The organism is Clostridioides sp. ZZV14-6154 (genome assembly GCF_020657785.1).
In the GTDB taxonomy this organism is placed as follows: Bacteria; Bacillota; Clostridia; order Peptostreptococcales; family Peptostreptococcaceae; genus Clostridioides.
The window spans coordinates 303,561-326,172 of the sequence record NZ_JAGWCY010000002.1 but is presented as its reverse complement, the minus strand read 5'-3'; the positions used below and the strand labels follow the sequence as shown (position 1 = coordinate 326,172).

Genomic DNA, 22,612 nt, shown 5'->3' with positions numbered 1-22,612 from the left:
TTATATATTAATGGGGGATATTTCTTTAATTAATAGAACTATATTAGTATTACAGTTAATATTATAATACATAATTGGCTAATTTAATTCATTTTATATTAAAATTTTTAATTATATTGTCTTAAATATGAATATAAAATTGCAGAATTAATTTAAATTAAACCTACTAGTAAGATTTGCAACTGTAAACAAACTATAAAATAAGATTTAGTAAAACACCCTCTCAAAAAATATAAAAAAATTTAAAAGGGCTGATTTTAAAATAACCATCAACCCTCTTTTAAATAACATCATCTATATTATATTATTCTGCAATAAATTTTATCCAAATATTTTTTCTTGTAATTGTCTTAAATGATATAAAGTAGTATCTTTTTCTATCTCTACCATATCATATGTTATAACTTCACCCTTTTTAATATCTTTAATAACCTTAGTCTTTTTACTAATTAAACCAATAGGCACAGCATTCATTTCTTTTGCAACATCATATTTTTCTATAGTACCATAGCATGTATATGCACCATATCCATCCATATACTCACCTTTTTTCAAGTCTTTCTTAGCTATAGTCATAACTTCTGCAACTAATCCAGCTTTAGGCACTATTGTAGCCTTATGCTCTAAAACTGCCATTGCTGCTGATAAAGGAGTTTCTAAACTGCATAAATGATATGGTCTATATAATATGTAATTAGGTCCATCACCCATACTTAAGTATTTTAATTCATCATTAACTGCTTTTAATTTATGAGCAACTACAACGAAAACACCAGGTGCTATACCATTTACAAAATCAACTACACCATAATTATCTAATACTCCACCCTCGCTCTTTAATGCATATTTCTTAGGTACTTCATTAACTGTAGCTTCAATACCATGTCCACCTCTTACATCAGGTACAAATCCAGTTGCATTACACATTAAAGCCATTTCTACCATTGTTTTAGTACCTTCTTTAAAAGAAGCTATCATATGAGGTGAAGCTCCTTTTCTTTCTGCTTCTTCTTTAACAGTATCAGGATTACAGTCTAAATCTAATTTATTGTTTTTACCTTTACCTACTACTCTAACTTCAAATCCCATTGCATCTGCAAAATCAAATAGACCCATTACTGCCCCTGGTTCATCTCCTGCAGAACCTGTAAATATTACTCCTGCGTCATCTGCTAATTTTTTAAGTATTGGCCCAACAACACAATCAGTTTCAGCGTTTAACATTACTATGTGTTTTTTATTTAAAATAGCATTTAGTGCTATTTCTGCACCAATTGCAATACCTCCTGTTGCATCTATAACTACATCTATTGACTTTGTTTTACAAGCTACAAGAAAGTCATTACATGTTAATACTTTTCCTTCTTGTAATTTTAATTCTGCATCTGTTTCATTTGTTACATTATCTATAATTTCTTCTTCTATACCTGCATCAGTAAATGCTTTACGAGCTAATTCTAGATTTATATCTACAACAATAGATGCTTCCATTCCTTTCATATTTGCCATTTGACTTACCATTCCATTACCCATATGACCAGCACCTATAAGAGCTACTTTTATTTTTTTACCTTCTTCTTCTAACTTTGCAAGTTTTCTGTTTAAATCTAACATATCAATTCCTCCTGTTATAATAATTTTATTTTTTCAAATTAATAAATAGTTATTAAATCTCCAATCTTTATATCTGGTTTTCCAATTTCTACATGTATTTCTCCAGGTAAATTTACTTTATCTTCTCCATCAAATTTAATTGTACAGTGACCAATTTCTCTAAGAGTATTTTGAGCAATATCACCAACTGAAACTATACAATAATCTCGATTTCCTATTGTAAGTGTATCCCCTATTTCAACATCACTTTTTAATGTTGATATTGAATGAATTACAGATATATCTTTCAAATCTTCATCATTAATAGTTTCATTGTATATAATAAGACAGTTGCTTTCATTTATTAATTCTTCAACTAAACTGCCTATCCCACTTATCTTAACTTCATATTTCATGATATCCCTCCTGATAATTTATATTAGATTAATTAAAAGAAATATTTATTTTTTCTTTTATAAATTTTATAGCTTGTACAATACTTTCTTCATCTTTAAATTTTTGCTCTGCACTATATATATCTAATCCTTTTATATCTTCAATCTCTTTAAACTTAGCCATTACTGTGCGACCTTTTAAAATTTCTCCACACTTTATAAATCCCTCTGAATCTGAAGATATAATAGCTATACTTCCTTTAGAAAAATAACTTTTCTTTTTTCCTGTAGACACTATATCGCCCATTTTTTTAGCTTTATTTAAAGCTTTGAAATATAGTTTATTTTGTTTCATTACAAATAAAGTATTTAAAACATAAACAACAAATAAAATTATAAGTAGTTTCATATTTACACACCTTTCATAAATTAATTTGTTTTTTAAATCCTATACAAAACCTATATAATATTCTCAATCAATACTTTTTTAAATTCTACAAAGCTTCTACATTTACTTATCTTATTTGTTAATTTTACATTTTGTCCTATTTTTAAAACTTCTTCATAAATCTTTACCAATAAATCTGAATCCACCTTGTCCTCACATGGAAACATCGTCATAAGTATTATTTTTATACTTCTATTTGCATAAACTATTGGCTCTTCTAAAATCCCAACTGCCATTAAAAATTTATCTGACTTTTCATTTACAGCATGAGGAAATAACAAACCTTTATCAAAAACTGTAGGAGATTTTTCTTCTCTTTTGATTATATTTTTTCTAAAATTATCATCAATACATCCTAAATCCATAAGATTGTCCATCATTTTCTCTAAGGAAGCAAGTATCGTTTTTTCATTTAATATCATAAAGTTATTTTCATTTAATAAATTATTTATTAGTAAATTTGGAGAATCAGTAGTATCTATGTTGCCTTCTCTTAGGCATAATACTGTTTTTAATTCTTCCCTCAATTTATTTTCATCAAATATTGTATTGATTTTTAATACTATTGTATTTATATTTGATGTATCTAAATCAATAGTTGTAAAAACTATATCGTATTCATCTAAATTAATATTTCTCAAGTTAAAACTTGAAAGAGTATCAATTTTAGGATTATTTCCTATCAACTTTTCAACTCTTATTTTTAATAGTTTTGCTGTTCCAAGACCTGTCCCACATATAATTGCTATTTTCTTAATTGAATAAAATCTACTACTATTTCTTTCTAAATATCCACTGAAATGAATTGCTATATAACCAATTTCATCCTCTGAGACTTCTAGATTATATTTTTTCTCTATTACTTTTCCTGCTATTTGTGCCAGCTTAAATGGAAGTATATAGTTTTGTTTGATTTCTTCTAACAAGACATTTTTTAATTTTATATTAAATAATAGCCTATTTAGTGTAAAACTAAGATGATATCCAAGTCCTACCCTTAATTCATCCTCATTTATAAAAATACCCATATCAACATATATCTGATTAAATATGCTTTCCATTAAATCATCAATATTTTTATTAATTCTACTACTATTTAAAGCGCATTCTGATGCTGGTGCATTTCCACTTACTAATGGTATAGTTAAATAAATAATTTCTTCATCATTTAAAATATGTTCAAATTTTTCTGATAAAATATTCTTTATTTCCCTAGCAATAAGATACTCATCATATGACTTAAGTAAATCAAATTTTACATCGTACTCTTTTATTATCTTCTGTTCTTTTACTCTATACATCAAAACTACTATATAATTAAAAATTTCTCTGAGCATTTCATCTGTAACATAAAAATTATTATTTTTAAATAAAGTCAATAATTCTTCTTCTAAATTTACAATTTCTTCTTTTTTAATACATTTAAAGTACTTAGAATTATTTAAATCTTTTCTTGAGTCTTTATACAACTGATTTAATATAAGTAACCTAATATCAAGTTCACTGCCATGTAATTTCATTCCTGTATTTTGCTTTTTTACTAAATTCAAATTATAAGAATTTAATACCTTTTCTACATATTGAAAGTCATTTACCAAGGTAGTTCTTCCTATACACATCTCATCTGCTAGACTATCCAGTGTAATAAATCCATCTAGTTCTATCAAATAATTTAGTATAAACTCTGCCCTATCTTCCTTTGAATTTAATGAAAATACACTTTTTTTATTCACATCAATAATCTTATTGAGTATTCGCTTATCTTTTATCTCTAATTTATAGCCTTGACCTTTTATATATTTTATTATTGCTATGTCACTTCCTAAATCTTTATTCAATTGCTTTATATATGTTCTTACACTTCTAGTTGTAACATTCAATTCGTCTGCTATTGAATTAATACTTACAAACTCTTTTTTACTACACATAATCAATATCTTAAATATTTTGCGGTCAATAGAAGGAATTTTCTCAGTTACATTCATTTTGTATCTCCTCCTTGATTTCATTCTAGTACAAACTTGAAACCAAATTAATACATAAAATTTCACTTTGCTAGAGGAAAATTTAGTATTAATCTAAATCAATAATCACTCCTAATTAATAATACAAAAGCTAGTCTTTCATTAACTAAAATTTTGACTAGCTTAAGTTTGTATTTACAATTTTATTAATCAAGTTTAAATCTTATAGTAATGTTAAATACTATCTCAATGCAAATACTGCGACTCCATACGCAATAATGACAGATATTGGCCCAGTTATTAAACGAGAGTAAAATAATGCTGGTACACCATATTCCACGGTTTCTGGTTCTGCTTCTCCTAAACTTAATCCTACTGGGACAAAGTCACAACCAGCTTGCCCATTTATTGCAAATAAAGCAGGAAGTGCTAAATATGCTGGTATTGCACCAAGACCAATTTGTGTTCCTACAAGAGTACCTACTACCTGTGCTATAACTGCTCCAGGGCCTAATATAGGTGATAAAAATGGAAGTGTACAAATTATTGATATAACTAACAAGCCACCAATATTTCCTGCAAGTGGTGATATTACCTTTGCAATCCAATCACCTAACCCAGATGCCAATATAATTCCCATAAGCATACTTACAAATGCCATAAATGGTATTACGTTATTCATTATCATTTGGATAGTATCTCTACCTGCATCATAAAACTTTGATACTACCTGTCCTGCTCCTTGTCCAATAGAAAGTATTATGTTTTTCTTCGCATATTCTTCTTGAGCTTTTGATTTTACTTCATTATAATTATCAGGCTTTCTAATAGAGCTTTGACTTTCTTTTTTATTTTCTTGAGATTTTTTTGGTGTTTCTTCCCCATCTACAATACTTATGCAATTAGTATTAACATCTGATACATAGTATTCTTCAGTTATAAATTTTGCTAAAGGGCCTGTTTTTCCCACTGGATTTACATTAATTGTAGGTATTTTCTTCTTTGGATAAACCCCACATCTTGCTGTTCCCCCACAATCAATAATAACTACTGCCACCTCTTCATCAGGAATTCCAGTTTTAAATCCATCTATAACCTCACAATCCAATAATTCTTTTATTTTTAATGTCACTTCATGAATACCACCAGCAGTCATTGACAATATTTTATTTCTAGTTGCTTCTTTTTTTATGTACAAAGGTCCTCCCCAACCAGAAGTTCCCTTTTCTATTTTTAATATTCTATTTTCATCCATTTTAAATCCCTCCTAAGCCTTATTTGTTACTTTATTTTTTCTTGTTAAAAATGCATACATTTTTTCTGTTACTACACCTCTTATAAAAATCACAATTAGACCAACTATAAAATACCATAATGCTAATGTAGTTGTTTCCTTACCTAATGTAGTTAAACCTGCTGAAATACCTAGCCATACAAAAAGTTCTCCTGCATTTGCATGTGGGAAAAGTCCTGTAATTGGATGTACAAATGAAACAGCTGCATCATAAAATCCTGCTTTATGTTCCTCTTTTAGAAATCTACCAAATGTATAACACATAGGATTTCCTAAGAAAAATACTGACACTAATGGAAGTAAAGTATACCTTGTAAAAGCATTTCTTCCAAGTTTAGAAGCCCATTTATTTACTCTTTCTTCACCAACTATTTTAATCAATGAGTTAATAGCTACCATTAAAACAATTAAGGTTGGAAGAGTGCCTGAAATAAGACCTACAAATTGTTCTCCTCCCTTTTGAAATAAACCAATAAACCACTCTGCACCTTTACTTAGACCTGTAATAACGTTTTCCATAAGATTATAACCTCCCTATAATTTCTTTAAATTTTTAATTTGATTAACCAGCTTTAATTCTACAAATTACATTCTTTTTCTGTAAGATATACTATTATTATAAATGTTTTTGTTTGATTAATATCATTTTAATATAATATTTTTGATAAATTAATACATCTTTTTTCAACTTTGCAAAGGAAAAAGTTGTACTAATTAGAATTTTCAGAAATATACAAATTTTATTTCGACTATATTTTAAATTTTTCTTAAAAATTTAAGAACTTGTTTTTATTTATTTTATTATCAAAATCGTCTATAGCTGATATAAATAAAAAAATAGATGCCCTTTTCTGAGCATCTATTTTCTATTTCAATTTATTTTTAGTTTTATTTACAGTTATTTTATAGGTATACAAATATCAATCTGTGAATCTACATTATCAGGTCCTAAAAATCTTTCATCATATATTTCGAAATCATCTCTTATATCAATTTCTTCCTTTGTGCTTAAGAACCAAGTTCCCCATATATATTCATAAGTTTTATCTAGCTTGTCCAAGCTACCAGTATGAGTGAATACAGCGTATTTTCCTCCATCAATATTTTTTGAAACAAATAAACTTGGTATACTTTCATAGCTACTAACTTCAAGCCCTATTATTTCGTTAAATTCCATAGTTTCACTAAGTAGATGTATTTGTGGAGCTGCTTCACAAATTCCAAATGCTCTATTTGATGGCAAAGTGTTTGGTACCATATGATGTATTTCTCTAAATCTTTCCCATAAGCTAGGTAATGAGTCATCTTCTAATATTACTTTATCTCTTATACCAATTACTTTTATTGAATCTATCTTTTTTATAACTGGTTTGATTGTTACATTCTCGACTAAGTGTTTCATAAAATCTAATTCTAGCTTTTTCTTCTTCCCAACAAATACATCTATTCTATTTTTTCTATATTCTATAGGGCTGACCTTGTATATAGCTTTAAATGCTCTACTAAATGCTTCTGAAGATTCAAAACCACTATCAATTGCTATATCTATTACCTTTTTATCACTATATAAAAGTTCTTTTGAGCTATTAACTAATCTTCTTTTTTTTATATAGCTTCCTACACTCTCACCAAACATGGACTTAAATAAACGTGTTAAATGATAATACGAGTATCCAGATTCTTTTGCTACATCATTTACACTTATATCTTCTTTTAAGTTATTTTCAATATATATTATAGCTTTTTCAAAATATTTTAAGTAATCCAATATTATACCTCTATCCTCTTTAATATTCTCAAATATTATAATATTTCAAGTAATACTATTTTGTTTACTATACTAAAATATAATAAACAATTCAACATAATACAGCACTTTTATTTTGTATACTATAACTATCTAAGATAATTAGAATATTTCTTATTCAATTAATTTAAAAAAATCAGCTGGTACTTTCTCTATATTTATATTTATAAGTTGCGTTGTACACTTAAAATTGTCATTTAGATAGTAACTATTCCATCCATTATCTTCTAATCCCCCCCATAAGATATTAAATTTTCCCGTATTTAAGTCCATAACTATACTTTTTAAAGTTCCAAAAAAATCATTATAATAATTACAAGATAGACCCTGTGGATATTTTGAAGTCAATAAATTCATTAAATCTCTCTCACCAATCTTTTTAGAACTCTCTATATATTCTTTAATTAATTTGTATCTATGAATAGAATTGCTCATTGATTGTGGCTCAAATTTATGAAGTTCATCAATATGGACATGATTTGTAGAATGTAAAAATGATTCTCTTTTGTCTTCTGCCTTATTTATTCTATTTACTTCTTTTCTTCCATCTAAAGTTTCTACAAGTGCAATATTTCCAGACTTATCTGCAATCAATAAATTAATATTATATGCTATTGGCATATCTTCTATATACACCAATGCTTCATCTACATCCTTACAGTTTTCCAACAAATATCTAATAACAGCCCAAAATTGTAAACCTACAATAGCTGGCTTTCTCAGTCCTTCTGAATTACCTACAGGTAAACCACAAGATGACTGACTTACACCTAAACCACATTCATTCATTCCCTCAGTTCTACCAAACTGCATTACTGTAGTCCCAATATGTGCATATTTCCCAGTTACCTTAGTTTCGCATAACACAAAATCCTCCATCTTGTGTGAAAAGTCAAAATTACGTGCAAATAGTACATGACCACTTTCAGTTAATTCTGGTGCTAGTGCAACTTGACTACAACCGGGTCTAAGATATGTCATAGTATAGTATAAAATTTGATTCTGATTTACATGAATAGCATCAGCAAAACCTTGTAATTCTTCATTAAGACCTGGGCAGTATTTATCAAATATCTCTTTCATATACTTTTCTTCTTCTTTAGTTAAAACATTAGGTTTACCAATTTGACTTCCTATTAATTCTGGTATATCTACAATTGATTTTCCAAGTTCATATCCTATTTCATAATTCGTTCCACATAATTCAATATTTCTTACTTTTAAAGTTTCCATATATCTTCCTCCTCTAGTATCTATGTATATTTGATTTTAGCACCTAAAATATATCTTTTCATGATATTTTTTGCTATAACAAATTTATAAATAATAAATGAACTTATTTCTGAATTAATAGACATTACTAAACTAGTCAAAGTTATAAATACACATTTAAATAAAAAATAGTAAACTAAAACGGTGAACTTTACAAAGTTCACCGTTTATTTTCGAGATTCTATTTAATTTAAATTTAGCAAAATATATTTTAATTTAAAAGACTCAACTTTTAATATATTCTTTCTTTAAAGCCTCTATAAAAATATTTATTATCTAAAAAGGACCTAAATTAATTTGTACTGCAATCATCAAAAATACAAACCCTAAAACTAATTCCATAAGTATTATCTTTGATGCAAATTTAAACCATCTTGTATAAGGGATATGAGCAATAGATATTCCAGCCATAAGAACTCCTAGTGTTGGTACTATTCCATTTGCAAATCCATCACCCATTTGATAAGCTAAAACTGCAACTTGTCTAGGTATTCCAATAACATCTGCAAGTGGAGCCATAAGTGGCATAGTTACCATAGCTTGACCTGTACCTGAAGGTATAAAGAAATTGATTACAGACTGCATAATCATCATTGCTCCTCCACTAAAAATCCTAGGAACATAATTTAATACTAATGACAATCCATGAACTATCGAATCTAAAATTACTCCTTGCTCTAATATAACTACTATACTAGATGCAAATCCTATCAAAATAGCTGGATAGACCATCTCTTGCATTCCTTTTACAAATCCAGAAGCAATTTTATTTGGACTCATACCATAGACTATTCCACATAAAATTCCTAGAGCAAAGAAATAAGCTGATAAATCTGACATTCCTAAAGAAAATTTTATAATCAATATCATCAGAACGAGTATCCCTCCAAAGAATGTAACTAATACTCTAATATTTCCAGAAGACAACTTATCCCCAACAGAAGACTCATCAATTTGCCAGTGACTATAATCAATATCTGATACTAAGCTTTTACTTGGGTCTTTTTTTATCTTTTTACAATAAGAAATTATATATGCAGAAAGTAAAATCATTGTACAAATCCAAAATATCCATCTAAACCACATTCCTGAAAAAAGTGGTAATCCAGAAATACCTTGAGCTAATCCTACTGTAAAAGGATTAATTGTAGCTGAACCATATCCTGATGCAAGTCCCAATAAGAGAATAGCCGCAGCCACTAAAGCATCATAACCTAAAGCTATACATAATGTCATCAAAATTGGTAAAAATGCTATGCATTCTTCATACATACCTACAACTCCACCAGCTAATCAAAAAGTAAGTACTAAGCAAGTAATAATAATTTCCCCTCTTTTACTTCCCTGACTCTTAGAGATAACCCTTCCAATTAATGCGTCCAATGAACCTGTAGAATTTACTATACCAAATGCACCACCAATAATAAGTACAAAGAAAACTGTTACAGAATTTTTTCCAAGCCCACTTGGTATAGCTCTAAACAAGTCTATTAAACTAACTGGATGTTGTTCTCCATATGTAAAGCTTCCCGCTTGTACAATCATATTTCCATTATTTAAATCTTCTATTCTGTTATAGGTTCCAGAGGGAACAATATAGGTCATAATTGCTGCAAATATAATTAAACCTATCATCAAAACATATGCATCTGGGAATGCTAATTTTTTCTTTTTGCTCTCACTCTTATTAGTCATAGCCTAATCCCCTTTGTTAGAATTTACTCTTCTTTCATTTTTTTTAGTGTTTCTGGTTCTTCAAATAAACGTAATCCTGTCAAAGCTAATACTTTTATTCCATCAATTACTCTATTTTTTGCATATGGCTTTATAGCTGCTTCTAAAAATTCTTTTGTATGTAGTTCTTCACCATTTTCAGAGAATTTTATCAAAGGATGTATACATGGCATAATTTGACTGAGATTTCCCATATCAGTAGAACCAAGCATTACTTGTTCTTCTTCATCAACAATCCCAAATTCTTGCATTATATCTTTAAATATATTTATTAAAACTTTATTTTCATTCAACCCTTGACATGTAGGTTCAAAATGGTAAAAATCTAGTTCACATCCAGTTGCTATTGCTGCTCCTTTAGCACAGTTCTTTACTTTTTCTACAACCTCATCAAAATAGTCTTGTTCTTTTGCTCTTATTTCTAATCTAACTTTTCCTCTATCAGGTATTACATTTGCAGCGGTTCCTGCTTCTAATATTATACCATGGATTCTAGTTCCATCTACTAACTGTTGTCTTAGCGCATTAACATTGTTATATAATAGTACAACTGCATCTAGTGCATTTATTCCATTATATGGCTTAGCTCCTGCATGAGATGCTTTACCAGTAAATACAAAATCTAATCCACCAATAGCTATAATTTCTGGACTTACACAAGTTTTTGAATTTGGATGTATCATCATTGCAGCATCATAACCATCGAATACACCATGTTCTATTAAGTAAGGTTTTCCATCCCCAGTTTCTTCAGCAGGAGTTCCAATTATACTCACTTCTCCCTCATAAGTATCTAATATACTTGAAAGAGCTATTCCAGCTCCAACTCCCATAGATGCTATCAGATGATGACCACATGCGTGACCATTTCCTGGAAGAGCATCATATTCTGCTATAAAAACTATTCTTGGACCATCACCATTTTTCTTAGTTGCTTTAAAAGCTGTAGCCATACCTGCTAAATTTTCTTCAACCTCAAAACCTTCTTCTCTTAAAAATTCTGATATTTTTTTAGCAGATTTATACTCTTGTAGAGCAATTTCTGGTTCATCATACAAAGATTGACATAGCTCCAAAACTTTTTCTTTCTTTAAATCCGCCACTTGTATTATTTTTTCCTTCATATCAACCTTACCTCCCATTAAAATTAATTTATATATTTATTCATATAAGATAGAACAAATTTATATTTACTGCATTAAAACGATTTCTACACTTATTGTAAAACCTAACGACTTATTCAACAGTATAAATTTTTCTATCTATTATTTTATCTATTAAAATAAACAATCTTACTATATATACTATCCTTTAAAATAACAGTTTTAAATATAAATATATATTTCTACATGTATAAATCAAACATTTAATAAGTAAAAATATAAACATATCAATCAAAACTTATAATTCTACTATTATGTATTATATTGAACTTATATATCTGTGATATCTATTTTGAAAATTTAATTAAAATATCTATATAAAATACTTCACAAATAATTAATTTAATTTATGCTCACTCTCTTTTAAGCATCTATTTTCCCAAAATTCAGCATTTTTTATATCTAATTCAACAGGATTAAAAATCCTATCAGCTCTCTTTATTCCTAATTTTTTCTGTCTTAGGTAATCATAATATGCTTTTATAGCTGGCTTTTGCAGTGTAAAGATAGCAATTAAATTTATATATGTTAAAACACCTATACATATATCGCCTAATGCCCAACTTGTAAGTGGTTCTATAAAACAACACATTGCTGCACATATTATAAGCATAAATCTACAGACATTTATTATGTGCTTTTCATGTTTTTGTGCTTTAATTCTAGTTACCAAATAAGATACATTGGTCTCCATCATATATGAGAATGCTAATAATGTTGTGAAGGTAAATAATAATAAAACTATTGCTATAAAAATATCACCCAATTGAGGATGTAATGTATTTATTGCACTCTGCACATATTGTGGACCTGGCTCTACACCTGGTAGTGCAGTTAAAACTCCTGTAACATTGTATTTTCCTGTTATTATAATCATAATACCTGTAGCCATACATATTAATAATGTATCCACATAAACAGAGAAAGCTTGAACCAATCCTTGTTTAGCTGGATGACTTACTTCTGCTGCCGCTGCACCATAAGTTCCAGAACCTTCGCCTGCTTCATTTGAATATATACCTCTTTTAACTCCCCAAGATATTGCTGCACCTAACATGCCTCCAAACATTGAACCAAACCCGAATGCAGATTTAAACATCGTTATAATAGCATCTGGAACTAAATTTATATTTACTATGATTATCACTATTGTCATGATAAGATATGCTCCACCCATTATAGGTACTACTTTTTCAGCAAATAAACCAATTCTTTTAATTCCTCCAAAAATTATTATTCCCAATGCAATAGAAGATGCAACTGCAATTGTCATTCTTGAAAATCCAAATGCTTGATTCATTGCTAAGTATAGAGTATTTGATTGCGTCCCAGGCATAAAAAATGTATAACTTATAATTGCAACTACTGAAAATAAAATTGAACATCTTTTCCATCCAAGACCTTTTTCAAAGTAATATGGAGGACCACCTCTGTACTGCCCATCATGTTCATCTTTATATATTTGAGCTAGAGTAGATTCTACAAATGCAGTTGCCGAGCCTAATGTAGCCATTATACACATCCATACTAATGCTCCTGGACCTCCCATTGCTATTGCTACAGCCACACCAGCTATATTACCAGTTCCAATTCTACCAGCCATTGATGTAGCAAACCCTTGAAACGATGATATACCAACTTGAGAACTATCTCCTTCAAGTAAAAGAGTAAACATCTCTTTTATGTCTTTTATTTGGAAAAATTTTAATTTCAGTGAAAAATACAATCCTATGCATAAGCACATTGCAACTAATACAGGTGACCAAACAATTCCATTAATGGTGTTAACTAAATCGGTCACTCAACTCACCACCATTCATTTTAATTTATAGACAATAATTTAAACAGCTATGTATTAATATTTTGTATAAACTTTATTTAACTCAACATATCTTATAGACTTATTTTTTATTTTATTTATCTTATTTCTATCTTCTAATATGTAAACTACAGCAATTATTACCAAAATTAAGAATATCAATTGATACATGAACATAAGTATATAAATTTTTTAACGATATGTGTTTGAAAAACAATCAAACAATATAAATTGAAATACATATAAGGAAAGCCCAATTCTACTACATAAATAGCATAAACAGTACACTATTAATACGTGGTTAGATAATATATAGTTAGATTTCATAATTTTCTTATTCATTATTAGATATAAAATTGAGTGCAAATATCATCTATTACTAAAATCCATGTAAAATTTATATTAAACAAGCTTATGTAAATATACAAATAGGTGATAATTGCTACTCAATCTTATACTTTTAGGGGTAACTTTATGCTAAAACTATATTAAAAACACTTGATAACATTTTAATTTTTCCACACTTTATTCATTAAATATAACTATAAATTTTAATTTAGTATTACTTTTTATACAGTATTTATGTCAGTAGATTATACTGAAAAAAATACTCTATTATCAAATGAAACTTTTAAACTTTTAACTTATCCAATCTTCTCTTTTTAACTTTTAATATATATAAACAAGATAATATTCCTATTACTAAAATAGCTATTTGGAATATAAATGTATACGTGTATCCTTTGTTACCATAAGTATCTATCCAATGCCCTATTAATGCAAATTGGAATACATCTGGTGAAAAACCTAAAGCTGCTGCTATACCTATAGTAGTAGCTGAATATTTAACTGGAACATTTACTTCCTCTTGAACTGCATAGTATATACCTTTTCCCATATAACCTAATATACCTACTACAAATGTTAATGCTATAAATAAAGTCATTGGCGTTGATGAAGGCAATACTAAGAATAAAATTATTACTGCTATACCAAGTACATATATTGGTAAAAGCACTTTAGTAGGTGATTTTACTTTGTCTGCACAGTACCCTCCAAATGGAGCACCAAATAGTTTTAATCCATGTTGTCTTATTATAGCTAATGCTCCAGATAGTGCGACTGAACCTCCAAGTACTGAGGTTATATAAGGTGTAAAGTAAGACATTGTAACTGTAAATGAATATACACAGAATATACTTATACCTACTAACCAAGTATTTGGTGATTTTAAAACTACCATAAAGTCACTAGCAGCCATTTTTTCATTTTTACCTTCTTCTTTTTCTTCGCTAATATCTACATCTTTAATGACAAACCATAATACTGGACACATCACTATAGATAATATTCCTAAAGATATCATTACCCATCTCATACCTAAAACAGGAGTTGAAAATAATGTATAAATATATAAGAATATAGCTCCCATTACTACTCCAGAAACTCCAACCATAGCTTCATTAAATCCATAAACTTTACCTTGATTTTCTTTTCCTATAACTCTAAGTATCTTTACCATAGAAGGATAGTTCATAACTAATGATGTAATTGCACAACCTACCCAAGTTATAACAGCAAATGTATAGTTCATGTTAAATGCAAATAAAAATGATACTATTCCATTAAGAAATACAGAACCTAAAATTATCTTTCTATAATCAAATCTATCTGCTAACCATCCTCCTATAGGAGCTCCAAATATATTACCTAAACCATAAATAGTAAGTAAAAAACCTAGTTGAGTATTTGAACACTGTAATGCTTTTAAAATTGGATCATACAATGTGTATTGGATAAATGGTATAATATAAACTAATTCCCAACATATAGCTATGATAACAAGTTGAATCATTAACTTTCCAAACTTTAGCCCGTTCCCTTTTTCTCCCATAATTAAGCCCTCACTTTTAATATTTATTCACAAGCATAATTGAGTTCTTTTTTTATAACTTCTGCAAGTATTTTAATCCCTTCAACTATTTGCTCTTCTGACATTGTTGTATAATTAAGTCTCATAGTATTTTTTGGACCATTATTTGCAAAGAATGATTCTCCAGAAACATAGGCAACTCCAGCATCAATAGCTTTATCTAGTAAATTATCTACATTTATACTTTCAGGAAGTTCAACCCATATAAACATACCTCCATCTGGCTCTGTATATTTAGCTTCTTCTGGAAAATATTTTTTCATAGTTTCTAGCATCAAGAAGCATCTTTTTTTATACTCAGCTCTTATTTTTTCTACATGTTCATTTAAATTATATTTCTTTAAGAATTCTATTACTTGTACTTGAGAAAATTGATTTGATTGTAAGTCGATACCTTGCTTTAAAAGTTCTGCTTTATCTATAATATCTATATTCCCACACATCCAAGCAACTCTAAATCCTGGACATAACACTTTTGAAAATGACCCTAGATATAGTACTTTATCTTTAGTATCAAGTGATTTAAGTGTAGGTAGTGGTTCTTGTGTAAATCTTATCTCTCCATAAGGATTATCTTCTATTACTATGACATCATACTTGTTTACAACTTCCATAAAATCTTTTCTTCTTTGTAGAGACCATGTTTTTCCTGTAGGATTTTGGAATGTTGGTATTACATATATCACCTTTATGTTTGAATTTTCAGATAATAATTTATCTAAATCTTCTGTTACCATTCCTTCTTCATCTGTATCTACTCCTAAAAAATCACATTCATAAGGTCTAAATGCATTTATTGCACCCAAGTAACTTGGATTTTCTGTAACTACTATATCTCCTTTTTCTAATAAAATCATAGCACTAAGAGCTATACCTTGTTGTGAACCAGTAGTTATTATAATATTTTCTGGTTTTGTGTCAATATTTTCTTCTTCTTTCATTCTCTTAGCTATTATTTCTAACAACTCATCTTCACCTTTAGTAGGTCCATAAGCTAAAGCAAATTTTCCTCTTTCATCAAGTACTTGCTTAGTTACTTCACTTATTTCTTTTATTGGAAATAAGTTTGGGTCAGGAAGTCCTGCTGCAAAAGATATAACAGTTCCACCACTTGCCACTTTTTGAGCTATCTTCTTTTGAGAGTCTCTTATAGCTGAAGCCTTTACCATATCCATTCTTTTTGCATATTTCATAATAATTCATCCCCTTTTAAATAATTTCTTATTGTGATGCTAAGCAGGCTAATGCTATTGAATTTATTTTAATTTCGGCTGTATCAGAACGTGAACCTAAAATTATTGGATTTGTTGCCCCCAAAACTATCCCTGCCCACTTAGCTTTATTGAATCTAAGCCATGACTTTCCTAATATGTTTCCTGCCTCTATATTTGGAAATACAAGTAAGTCAACATCGCCAGCAATATTACTTTTGATACCTTTATGCTTTGCTGCATATGCATCAAATGCAACATCAAAGGCTATTGGACCTTCTACTATACAATTTGGTATTTCTCCTGATTTTACCATCTCTACAAGTGAATTAGCATCTACTGTAGATTGTATTTTGGGGTCTACCATTTCATTTGCAGTGAGTATTGCAGTTTTAGGATTTTCCATACCTATACTCTTCATAGTAAGAAGTGAATTTATCATTATATCCTTTTTCTGATTTAAATTTGGAGATACATTTATCCCACTATCTGTACAATAAAGAAGTTTATGGTATTGAGGTAATTCATATACTGCAAGTAAACTTAAAAGCCTTCCTGTTCTAAGACCAAACTCTTTATTTAATATAGCTCTCATATAAACACTTGTATTTACTAACCCCTTCATAAGAACTTTAGCATCCTTATTTTTAACTACCTCTACAGCTTTTTTAACTGATTCATCAGGATTTTGACATCCTATTATTTCATATGCTTTTAGTCCAATCTCTTTTGATATATTTTCTATTTTATCTTTATCCCCTACGAGAATTGGCTTTATAAGATTTAAATCTGTTGCTGATTTGACAGCTTTTAACACTTCTTCATCTTCTGCAACAGCAACACTTACAATAACAGGTTCAAGCTTTTTAGCTTCTTCTAATAAATTATTAAAATCTTTTAACATATTTTTTCTCCTAAATATTAATAAGTTTTTGCCATTTCTTCTCCATTAAGAACTCTAAGAGCTCCAAGAGCAAGTGCTTCCATTTCCATCTCACCTGCCACTATCTCTACTGGTGCTAAATATGAAACTTTTTCTATTATTCCTTTAGTTACCATTTCCGAATGTGATATTCCCCCTGTTAAAATAATCCTATCTATATCTCCAGAAAGTGAGGCTCCATACATAGAAATTTCTTTAGCTGTTTGATAGATAAACGCATCCATTATAAGTTTAGCTTTTTCATCACCATCTTTAATTCTATTTTCGATTTCTATCATATCTTTTGTTCCTAAATAATCGTACATACCTCCAATTGAACTTACTTTTGCAACCATTTCATCATGAGTATATTTTCCTGAGTAACATAATTCTATAAGAGGGTATGCAAGTAATCCTCCACTTCTTTCTGGCGAAAATGGACCATCAGACCTTCCACCACTTCCATCTATCATTTTTCCTTTTTTATGTGCTACAATTGATATTCCAGAACCTAGATGTGCTACAATAAAATTGTAATCTTCATATTTTCCACCTAGTTTTTGTGCTATTTTTCTTGAGACAGCTTTATGATTTAGTGCATGCAACCAGCTAGCTTTTTCTATATCTGATATACCTGTAATCCTTGATACATCATCAAATTCATCTACAGAAACTGGGTCTACTACAAATGATTGAACTCCTATTTCATCTGCTATAGTCTTAGCTAACAAGGCACCTAAGTTTGATGCATGTTCTCCATTTATTTCATTTCTCATATCCTCAATCATTTCTTTACTTACGATATAAGTACCACCTTTTATAGCCTTCATAAGTCCACCACGACCTACTACTGCGTCAAAAGAATTTATATCGTGATTTTCACTACTTAAAACATCCACTATTAATTGCTTTCTATAATCGTATTCATCAAATACCTTAGAAAAATTTTTTAAATCTTCTCTTGTATGAGTTATATTTTTCTTCAAAACTTCATCTTTATCTTGAAATACAGAAATCTTTGTAGATGTACCACCAGGATTAATTACTAAAATTTTCACTTCAACGCCTCCTCGGTTTCATACTGTAGAACGTCGTTCTGTTATTTTTTTAAAAATTTTGTCGTCCTATCACTCAGAACGACGTTCTATATTTTATTAATTAAATACTAACACATAAAAATGAGTATTTCAATAATAATTTTAAATATTTAAAATATTCACTCATAATCATATCCAGCTTCAAATGCTTCCACATTTTTTGCATTAAACTTTCCTTTACCTTGATTTTCAAAGTACTCACACATACCACTTTCAAATTCTTCTTTTGTAAATAAATCTAAATTCTTCACCATAGCACCCAACATACAAATATTAGCAGATTTTTCATTGCCTAAATTTTGAGCTATTTCAGTAACAGGTACTTTTATAACATTAATATCTTCTCTATATTTTCTATCCTTATTTACTAGTGATTCATTGACAAACATATAACCATTTGCTTTCATTAAACTTTCATACTTATCTATTGATACACTATTCATTCCCAATAATATATCTGGATTTTTTACACAAGGATTTGCAATTTTCTCATCACTTACAACAACATTACAATTTGCACTTCCTCCTCTCATCTCATTTCCATAAGATGGGAACCATGTAATCTTCTTTTCTGCCTTATATGCAACATACATTATAATTTTTCCTGCTGTAAGAACTCCCTGTCCTCCAAAACCAGCACATATAATTTCATTTAACATATTATTTCCTCCCTAATCAATAAATTCTCCAAGTGGATACTTTGGAACAAGTTCGTTTTCTATTCTCTTCATAGCATCTACTGGCTTTAATCCCCAGTTTGTTGGACATGGTACAAGTATTTCTATTAAGCAAAAGCCTTTCTTATCTTTTTGTTTTTCAAGTGCTTTTTTGATATATCTTTTTGTTGTATTTATTTCTTTAGGGTTAGTTATTGTTCCTCTTGCCAAATATGCTATATCTAAATTTCCCATAACTTTTACAACATCAAATGTTGAACCATGGTCTTCATATGTTCTACCTGCTGGAGTAGAAGCTGTATGTTGACCTTGTACAGTAGTTGGAGCCATTTGCCCACCTGTCATTGCAAACATATTATTATTCATAACTAAAAATATTACATTATCATTTCTAGTAGCAGCTGACATAGTTTCTCCAAGCCCTATTGCATAAGCTCCACCATCTCCAGCTATTGTAAATATATATTTATCTGGTCTAACTCTTTTCATAGCTGCCATAGCTGCACCCATTTTACCATGAGGAGGAACAACAACATCTACATTCATACTAAATTGAAACATATGATTACAGCCTATATCTGAGCATATAATCGTATCTTGACATATATTCATTTCTGTTAATACTTCTCCAATAATTCTATCGACTATAGAGTGTCCACAGCCTCCACAGAACATATTTTCACACATCATTATTGCTGGTGCTTTTTTAGCCATAATTAAAATACCTCCTCTTGCTTAGCTTTTCCATCTATAATCTCTTGAGCAAAATCTATTAATTGATTTACTTCTGCCATATATTGAGCTGTTGCTACTGAATATACTGGGAATCTATTATTACATGCTATAATGACATCTTCCTTCATTTGTGCCATCATGTTCATTTCAACTGTTACAAGCCCTTTTAATGAATCTTTTAATTTTTTGAAAGCTTTTCTTGGGTAAGGCCACAATGTTTTGGGTCTTATTAATCCAAGTTTTATACCTCTTGCTCTTGCATCTCTAACTGCACCTTCTGCTATTCTTGAAGAAATTCCATATGCAACAAATACCACATCTGCATCTTCTATCTCTATTTCTTCCCATCTTTGTTCATTTTCTTGAACTTTTCTCATTTTTTCTATATAACCTTTTTGCCATGTATCTTGGTCTTCAAAATATGTTATATCAGTTATTACTTTATTTTTTTCTCCAACAGGAGTTCCTTTTGCTGCCCATGGAGCTTTATCCTTATCATATTCTTTCATTGGTGGTGCCATACAAGGTTCTACCATTTGACCTATTGTAGCATCAGAAAGTATAAGTACTGGATGCATATATTTTTCAGCTAATTCAAAAGACTCATATGCCATATCCATATTTTCTTGAACACTATTAGGTGCCAATACAATTAAATGATAATCTCCATTTCCTCCACCTTTTACAGCTTGCCAGTAATTATCTTGACCAGCTCCTATAAATCCATCTCCTATACCATATCTTTGTACACATGCTACAACTGCTGGTAAACCAGCTGATACCCAATATGCAATTCCTTCTTGTTTTAATGAAAATCCAGGTCCAGATGAAGACGTCATAGCTCTTGCTCCAAGTGCACTTGCCCCCATAACCATATTTACGCTGGCTATTTCAGATTCACCTTGAATAAATACTCCTCCAACCTCTTTTTGTCTCCAAGCCATCATTTCTAATATTTCTGATTGTGGTGTTATTGGATAACCTGCATAAAATCTACATCCACCACGTATAGCTCCTTCTGCTAAGGCTTCATTTCCCTTAATTAATAAACTTTGCATACGTTTTCTCCCTTCCAATAAAAAGTTATTTATAATATCTCAAATACTAAATCAGGACACATTGTATAACAAGCGCCACATTGAACACACTTTTCTTCATCGACTTTGACTGTTACAAAACCTTTTTTATTTGTGTAATCAGAAAGACTTATTGCTTCTTTTTTGCAAGCTTCAATACAAAGATAACACCCCTTACATCTTTCAACACTCAACTTGACTTTTTCCATTTTTCAAATCTCCTCTTTTATGTAGTAATTTTTTTACTTAATTTTAAATATATAATATTTATGTGGGTTTATTATATATATTTCATTGTTGTTCTATTCTTTAGAACGCTGTTCTGTTTTGTATTGCTTAATTAAAAGATATCACATTCGCTTATATATTTCAATAATTTTTTCAATTTTAAAAATATTTAATTTTTATATTCAATAAAAAAGAGACCCTATCTAAACTGGCATTTACAAATAACAATTTAAATTTAGTCCCTTTTTATTATTCAAATTTATTTTTTAAAATTATCTAAAAAGTTCAGATATACTCTTTGCAGTTTCTATAACTCTTTTAATCTTATATTCAAGGTCTCCTTCTTGCATTCTTATAGTAGGACCTGATAGACTTATTGCTGCTATAGCTCTATTATTTTTATCCAAAATAGGTGCTCCAATACAAGTTAAACCATGTTCTAGTTCTTGGTCATCTAGAGCATATCCTTGCTCTTTTATTTTTGCCAAAAAAATCATCATATCATCCCAATTATCAATTGTATGCTCTGTATATTTGTGTATTGGAGTTTTTCTGTACTTTTCAAAATCTATAGAATCATTAAATGCCATAAGACATTTTCCAACTGCTGAACAATAACATTCACTACTGGAGCCAACTGACGGATTTACTGAGAGTAATTGATTTGAACCATATTCTTTATGTATTATGATACTTCTTGGAGAATCTTGAGCTCTTTCTTCTAGTATAGACACATTCACCACTTCGTTAAATTCTTGATTTAATTTTTTCGTATATGGTTTTACTATTTCAGTCAAAGACATTTGTTCTCCCACAACCATACCTATTGCATATAAATTTATTCCCAACCAATACTTACCATTTTCAGTGTTTTGTATAACAAAACCTTTGTTTTCAAGAGTTACTAAAGTTCTATGTACAGTACTCTTATATACTCCCATAACCTTACTTATTTCAGTTATTCCCATCTCTCTCTTTTCATGATATAATAGCAAAATTATGTCTAGGGCTCTATCTAATGCATTTATTATTTCTCCCATATACAAATACTCCTCCTGCGAATATTAAGCGTTTATTCAACACTATACTAAATATTATATATTAAAATCACAAAATTATCTATTTATCTTAATTATATTTTATAAAACAAAAATATTATACTTATTTAACAAAATAAAGAGTCATACTCAGTATATCTTCCTTATTTTGACTTTTGATAGTATTCTACTGTTATATTTTTACCA

The 22,612-nt window shown here is 29.3% G+C and carries 19 protein-coding genes and 1 pseudogene; all 20 read right to left on the bottom strand.

Going from position 1 to position 22,612, the window contains the following annotated elements; all coding sequences use genetic code 11:
* Positions 1-321: 321 nt before the first annotated feature.
* A complete protein-coding gene (locus tag KGF45_RS07970) occupies positions 322-1,614 on the bottom strand; it encodes an NAD(P)H-dependent oxidoreductase (RefSeq protein WP_227432625.1) in 1,293 nt (430 codons plus the stop codon).
* A 38-nt stretch (positions 1,615-1,652) separates the two neighbouring features.
* Positions 1,653-2,009 carry a PTS glucitol/sorbitol transporter subunit IIA gene (locus tag KGF45_RS07965; RefSeq protein ID WP_227828241.1) on the bottom strand — a complete coding sequence of 119 codons (357 nt, stop codon included), beginning with the start codon at positions 2,007-2,009 and terminating at the stop codon, positions 1,653-1,655.
* 28 nt (positions 2,010-2,037) lie between these two features.
* Complete coding sequence (locus KGF45_RS07960; protein WP_227828240.1) at positions 2,038-2,397, bottom strand: transcriptional regulator GutM; 360 nt, start codon at positions 2,395-2,397, stop codon at positions 2,038-2,040.
* 50 nt (positions 2,398-2,447) lie between these two features.
* A complete protein-coding gene (locus KGF45_RS07955) occupies positions 2,448-4,421 on the bottom strand; it encodes a BglG family transcription antiterminator (RefSeq protein ID WP_227828239.1) in 1,974 nt (657 codons plus the stop codon).
* A gap of 220 nt (positions 4,422-4,641) precedes the next feature.
* Positions 4,642-5,655 carry a PTS glucitol/sorbitol transporter subunit IIB gene (locus KGF45_RS07950; RefSeq protein ID WP_227842154.1) on the bottom strand — a complete coding sequence of 338 codons (1,014 nt, stop codon included), beginning with the start codon at positions 5,653-5,655 and terminating at the stop codon, positions 4,642-4,644.
* A gap of 12 nt (positions 5,656-5,667) precedes the next feature.
* Positions 5,668-6,213 carry a PTS glucitol/sorbitol transporter subunit IIC gene (locus KGF45_RS07945; RefSeq protein WP_227828237.1) on the bottom strand — a complete coding sequence of 182 codons (546 nt, stop codon included), beginning with the start codon at positions 6,211-6,213 and terminating at the stop codon, positions 5,668-5,670.
* Positions 6,214-6,592: 379 nt separating this feature from the next.
* A complete protein-coding gene (locus KGF45_RS07940; RefSeq protein ID WP_227828236.1) occupies positions 6,593-7,462 on the bottom strand; it encodes an AraC family transcriptional regulator in 870 nt (289 codons plus the stop codon).
* A 153-nt stretch (positions 7,463-7,615) separates the two neighbouring features.
* Positions 7,616-8,734: a C45 family autoproteolytic acyltransferase/hydolase gene (locus KGF45_RS07935; RefSeq protein ID WP_227828235.1), complete on the bottom strand. Its 1,119-nt coding sequence runs from the start codon at positions 8,732-8,734 to the stop codon at positions 7,616-7,618.
* Between the two features lie 315 nt (positions 8,735-9,049).
* Positions 9,050-10,468, bottom strand: a pseudogene (locus KGF45_RS07930) (YfcC family protein).
* A gap of 23 nt (positions 10,469-10,491) precedes the next feature.
* Complete coding sequence (locus KGF45_RS07925) at positions 10,492-11,631, bottom strand: M20 family metallopeptidase (protein ID WP_227828234.1); 1,140 nt, start codon at positions 11,629-11,631, stop codon at positions 10,492-10,494.
* Between the two features lie 376 nt (positions 11,632-12,007).
* Positions 12,008-13,471: an alanine/glycine:cation symporter family protein gene (locus tag KGF45_RS07920; protein WP_227828233.1), complete on the bottom strand. Its 1,464-nt coding sequence runs from the start codon at positions 13,469-13,471 to the stop codon at positions 12,008-12,010.
* A 649-nt stretch (positions 13,472-14,120) separates the two neighbouring features.
* Positions 14,121-15,383 (bottom strand): MFS transporter, encoded by a 1,263-nt coding sequence (locus tag KGF45_RS07915; protein WP_227828232.1) that lies wholly within the window; start codon positions 15,381-15,383, stop codon positions 14,121-14,123.
* A 23-nt stretch (positions 15,384-15,406) separates the two neighbouring features.
* A complete protein-coding gene (locus KGF45_RS07910; RefSeq protein ID WP_227828231.1) occupies positions 15,407-16,615 on the bottom strand; it encodes a PLP-dependent aminotransferase family protein in 1,209 nt (402 codons plus the stop codon).
* Positions 16,616-16,643: 28 nt separating this feature from the next.
* Positions 16,644-17,537, bottom strand: a complete 894-nt coding sequence (locus tag KGF45_RS07905; RefSeq protein WP_227842153.1) for a bifunctional enoyl-CoA hydratase/phosphate acetyltransferase — start codon at positions 17,535-17,537, stop codon at positions 16,644-16,646.
* 17 nt (positions 17,538-17,554) lie between these two features.
* Positions 17,555-18,613, bottom strand: coding sequence for a butyrate kinase (gene buk, locus KGF45_RS07900; protein WP_227828229.1), 1,059 nt, complete (start codon positions 18,611-18,613; stop codon positions 17,555-17,557).
* Between the two features lie 158 nt (positions 18,614-18,771).
* Complete coding sequence (locus KGF45_RS07895; protein ID WP_227828228.1) at positions 18,772-19,311, bottom strand: 2-oxoacid:acceptor oxidoreductase family protein; 540 nt, start codon at positions 19,309-19,311, stop codon at positions 18,772-18,774.
* Between the two features lie 12 nt (positions 19,312-19,323).
* Positions 19,324-20,043 (bottom strand): thiamine pyrophosphate-dependent enzyme, encoded by a 720-nt coding sequence (locus tag KGF45_RS07890; protein ID WP_227432607.1) that lies wholly within the window; start codon positions 20,041-20,043, stop codon positions 19,324-19,326.
* Positions 20,044-20,045: 2 nt separating this feature from the next.
* Entirely contained in the window at positions 20,046-21,122 is a 1,077-nt protein-coding gene (vorB, locus tag KGF45_RS07885) for a 3-methyl-2-oxobutanoate dehydrogenase subunit VorB (RefSeq protein WP_227828227.1), read from the bottom strand.
* 29 nt (positions 21,123-21,151) lie between these two features.
* Positions 21,152-21,349: a 4Fe-4S dicluster domain-containing protein gene (locus tag KGF45_RS07880; protein ID WP_227432605.1), complete on the bottom strand. Its 198-nt coding sequence runs from the start codon at positions 21,347-21,349 to the stop codon at positions 21,152-21,154.
* Positions 21,350-21,640: 291 nt separating this feature from the next.
* Positions 21,641-22,408 (bottom strand): IclR family transcriptional regulator, encoded by a 768-nt coding sequence (locus KGF45_RS07875; protein WP_227828226.1) that lies wholly within the window; start codon positions 22,406-22,408, stop codon positions 21,641-21,643.
* Positions 22,409-22,612 lie beyond the last annotated feature (204 nt).

Excerpts from the sequence above, each read along its gene's own strand:
- KGF45_RS07935 (WP_227828235.1), bottom strand. The coding sequence starts at position 8,734 with ATGGAAACTTTAAAAGTAAGAAATATTGAATTATGTGGAACGAATTAT.
- KGF45_RS07895 (WP_227828228.1), bottom strand. The coding sequence starts at position 19,311 with ATGTTAAATGAAATTATATGTGCTGGTTTTGGAGGACAGGGAGTTCTT.
- KGF45_RS07955 (WP_227828239.1), bottom strand. The coding sequence starts at position 4,421 with ATGAATGTAACTGAGAAAATTCCTTCTATTGACCGCAAAATATTTAAG.
- KGF45_RS07915 (WP_227828232.1), bottom strand. The coding sequence starts at position 15,383 with ATGGGAGAAAAAGGGAACGGGCTAAAGTTTGGAAAGTTAATGATTCAA.
- KGF45_RS07910 (WP_227828231.1), bottom strand. The coding sequence starts at position 16,615 with ATGAAATATGCAAAAAGAATGGATATGGTAAAGGCTTCAGCTATAAGA.
- KGF45_RS07970 (WP_227432625.1), bottom strand. The coding sequence starts at position 1,614 with ATGTTAGATTTAAACAGAAAACTTGCAAAGTTAGAAGAAGAAGGTAAA.
- KGF45_RS07965 (WP_227828241.1), bottom strand. The coding sequence starts at position 2,009 with ATGAAATATGAAGTTAAGATAAGTGGGATAGGCAGTTTAGTTGAAGAA.
- KGF45_RS07945 (WP_227828237.1), bottom strand. The coding sequence starts at position 6,213 with ATGGAAAACGTTATTACAGGTCTAAGTAAAGGTGCAGAGTGGTTTATT.
- KGF45_RS07950 (WP_227842154.1), bottom strand. The coding sequence starts at position 5,655 with ATGGATGAAAATAGAATATTAAAAATAGAAAAGGGAACTTCTGGTTGG.
- KGF45_RS07905 (WP_227842153.1), bottom strand. The coding sequence starts at position 17,537 with ATGTTAAAAGATTTTAATAATTTATTAGAAGAAGCTAAAAAGCTTGAA.
- KGF45_RS07890 (WP_227432607.1), bottom strand. The coding sequence starts at position 20,043 with ATGGCTAAAAAAGCACCAGCAATAATGATGTGTGAAAATATGTTCTGT.
- vorB (WP_227828227.1), bottom strand. The coding sequence starts at position 21,122 with ATGCAAAGTTTATTAATTAAGGGAAATGAAGCCTTAGCAGAAGGAGCT.
- KGF45_RS07925 (WP_227828234.1), bottom strand. The coding sequence starts at position 11,631 with ATGAAGGAAAAAATAATACAAGTGGCGGATTTAAAGAAAGAAAAAGTT.
- KGF45_RS07960 (WP_227828240.1), bottom strand. The coding sequence starts at position 2,397 with ATGAAACTACTTATAATTTTATTTGTTGTTTATGTTTTAAATACTTTA.
- KGF45_RS07875 (WP_227828226.1), bottom strand. The coding sequence starts at position 22,408 with ATGGGAGAAATAATAAATGCATTAGATAGAGCCCTAGACATAATTTTG.
- KGF45_RS07880 (WP_227432605.1), bottom strand. The coding sequence starts at position 21,349 with ATGGAAAAAGTCAAGTTGAGTGTTGAAAGATGTAAGGGGTGTTATCTT.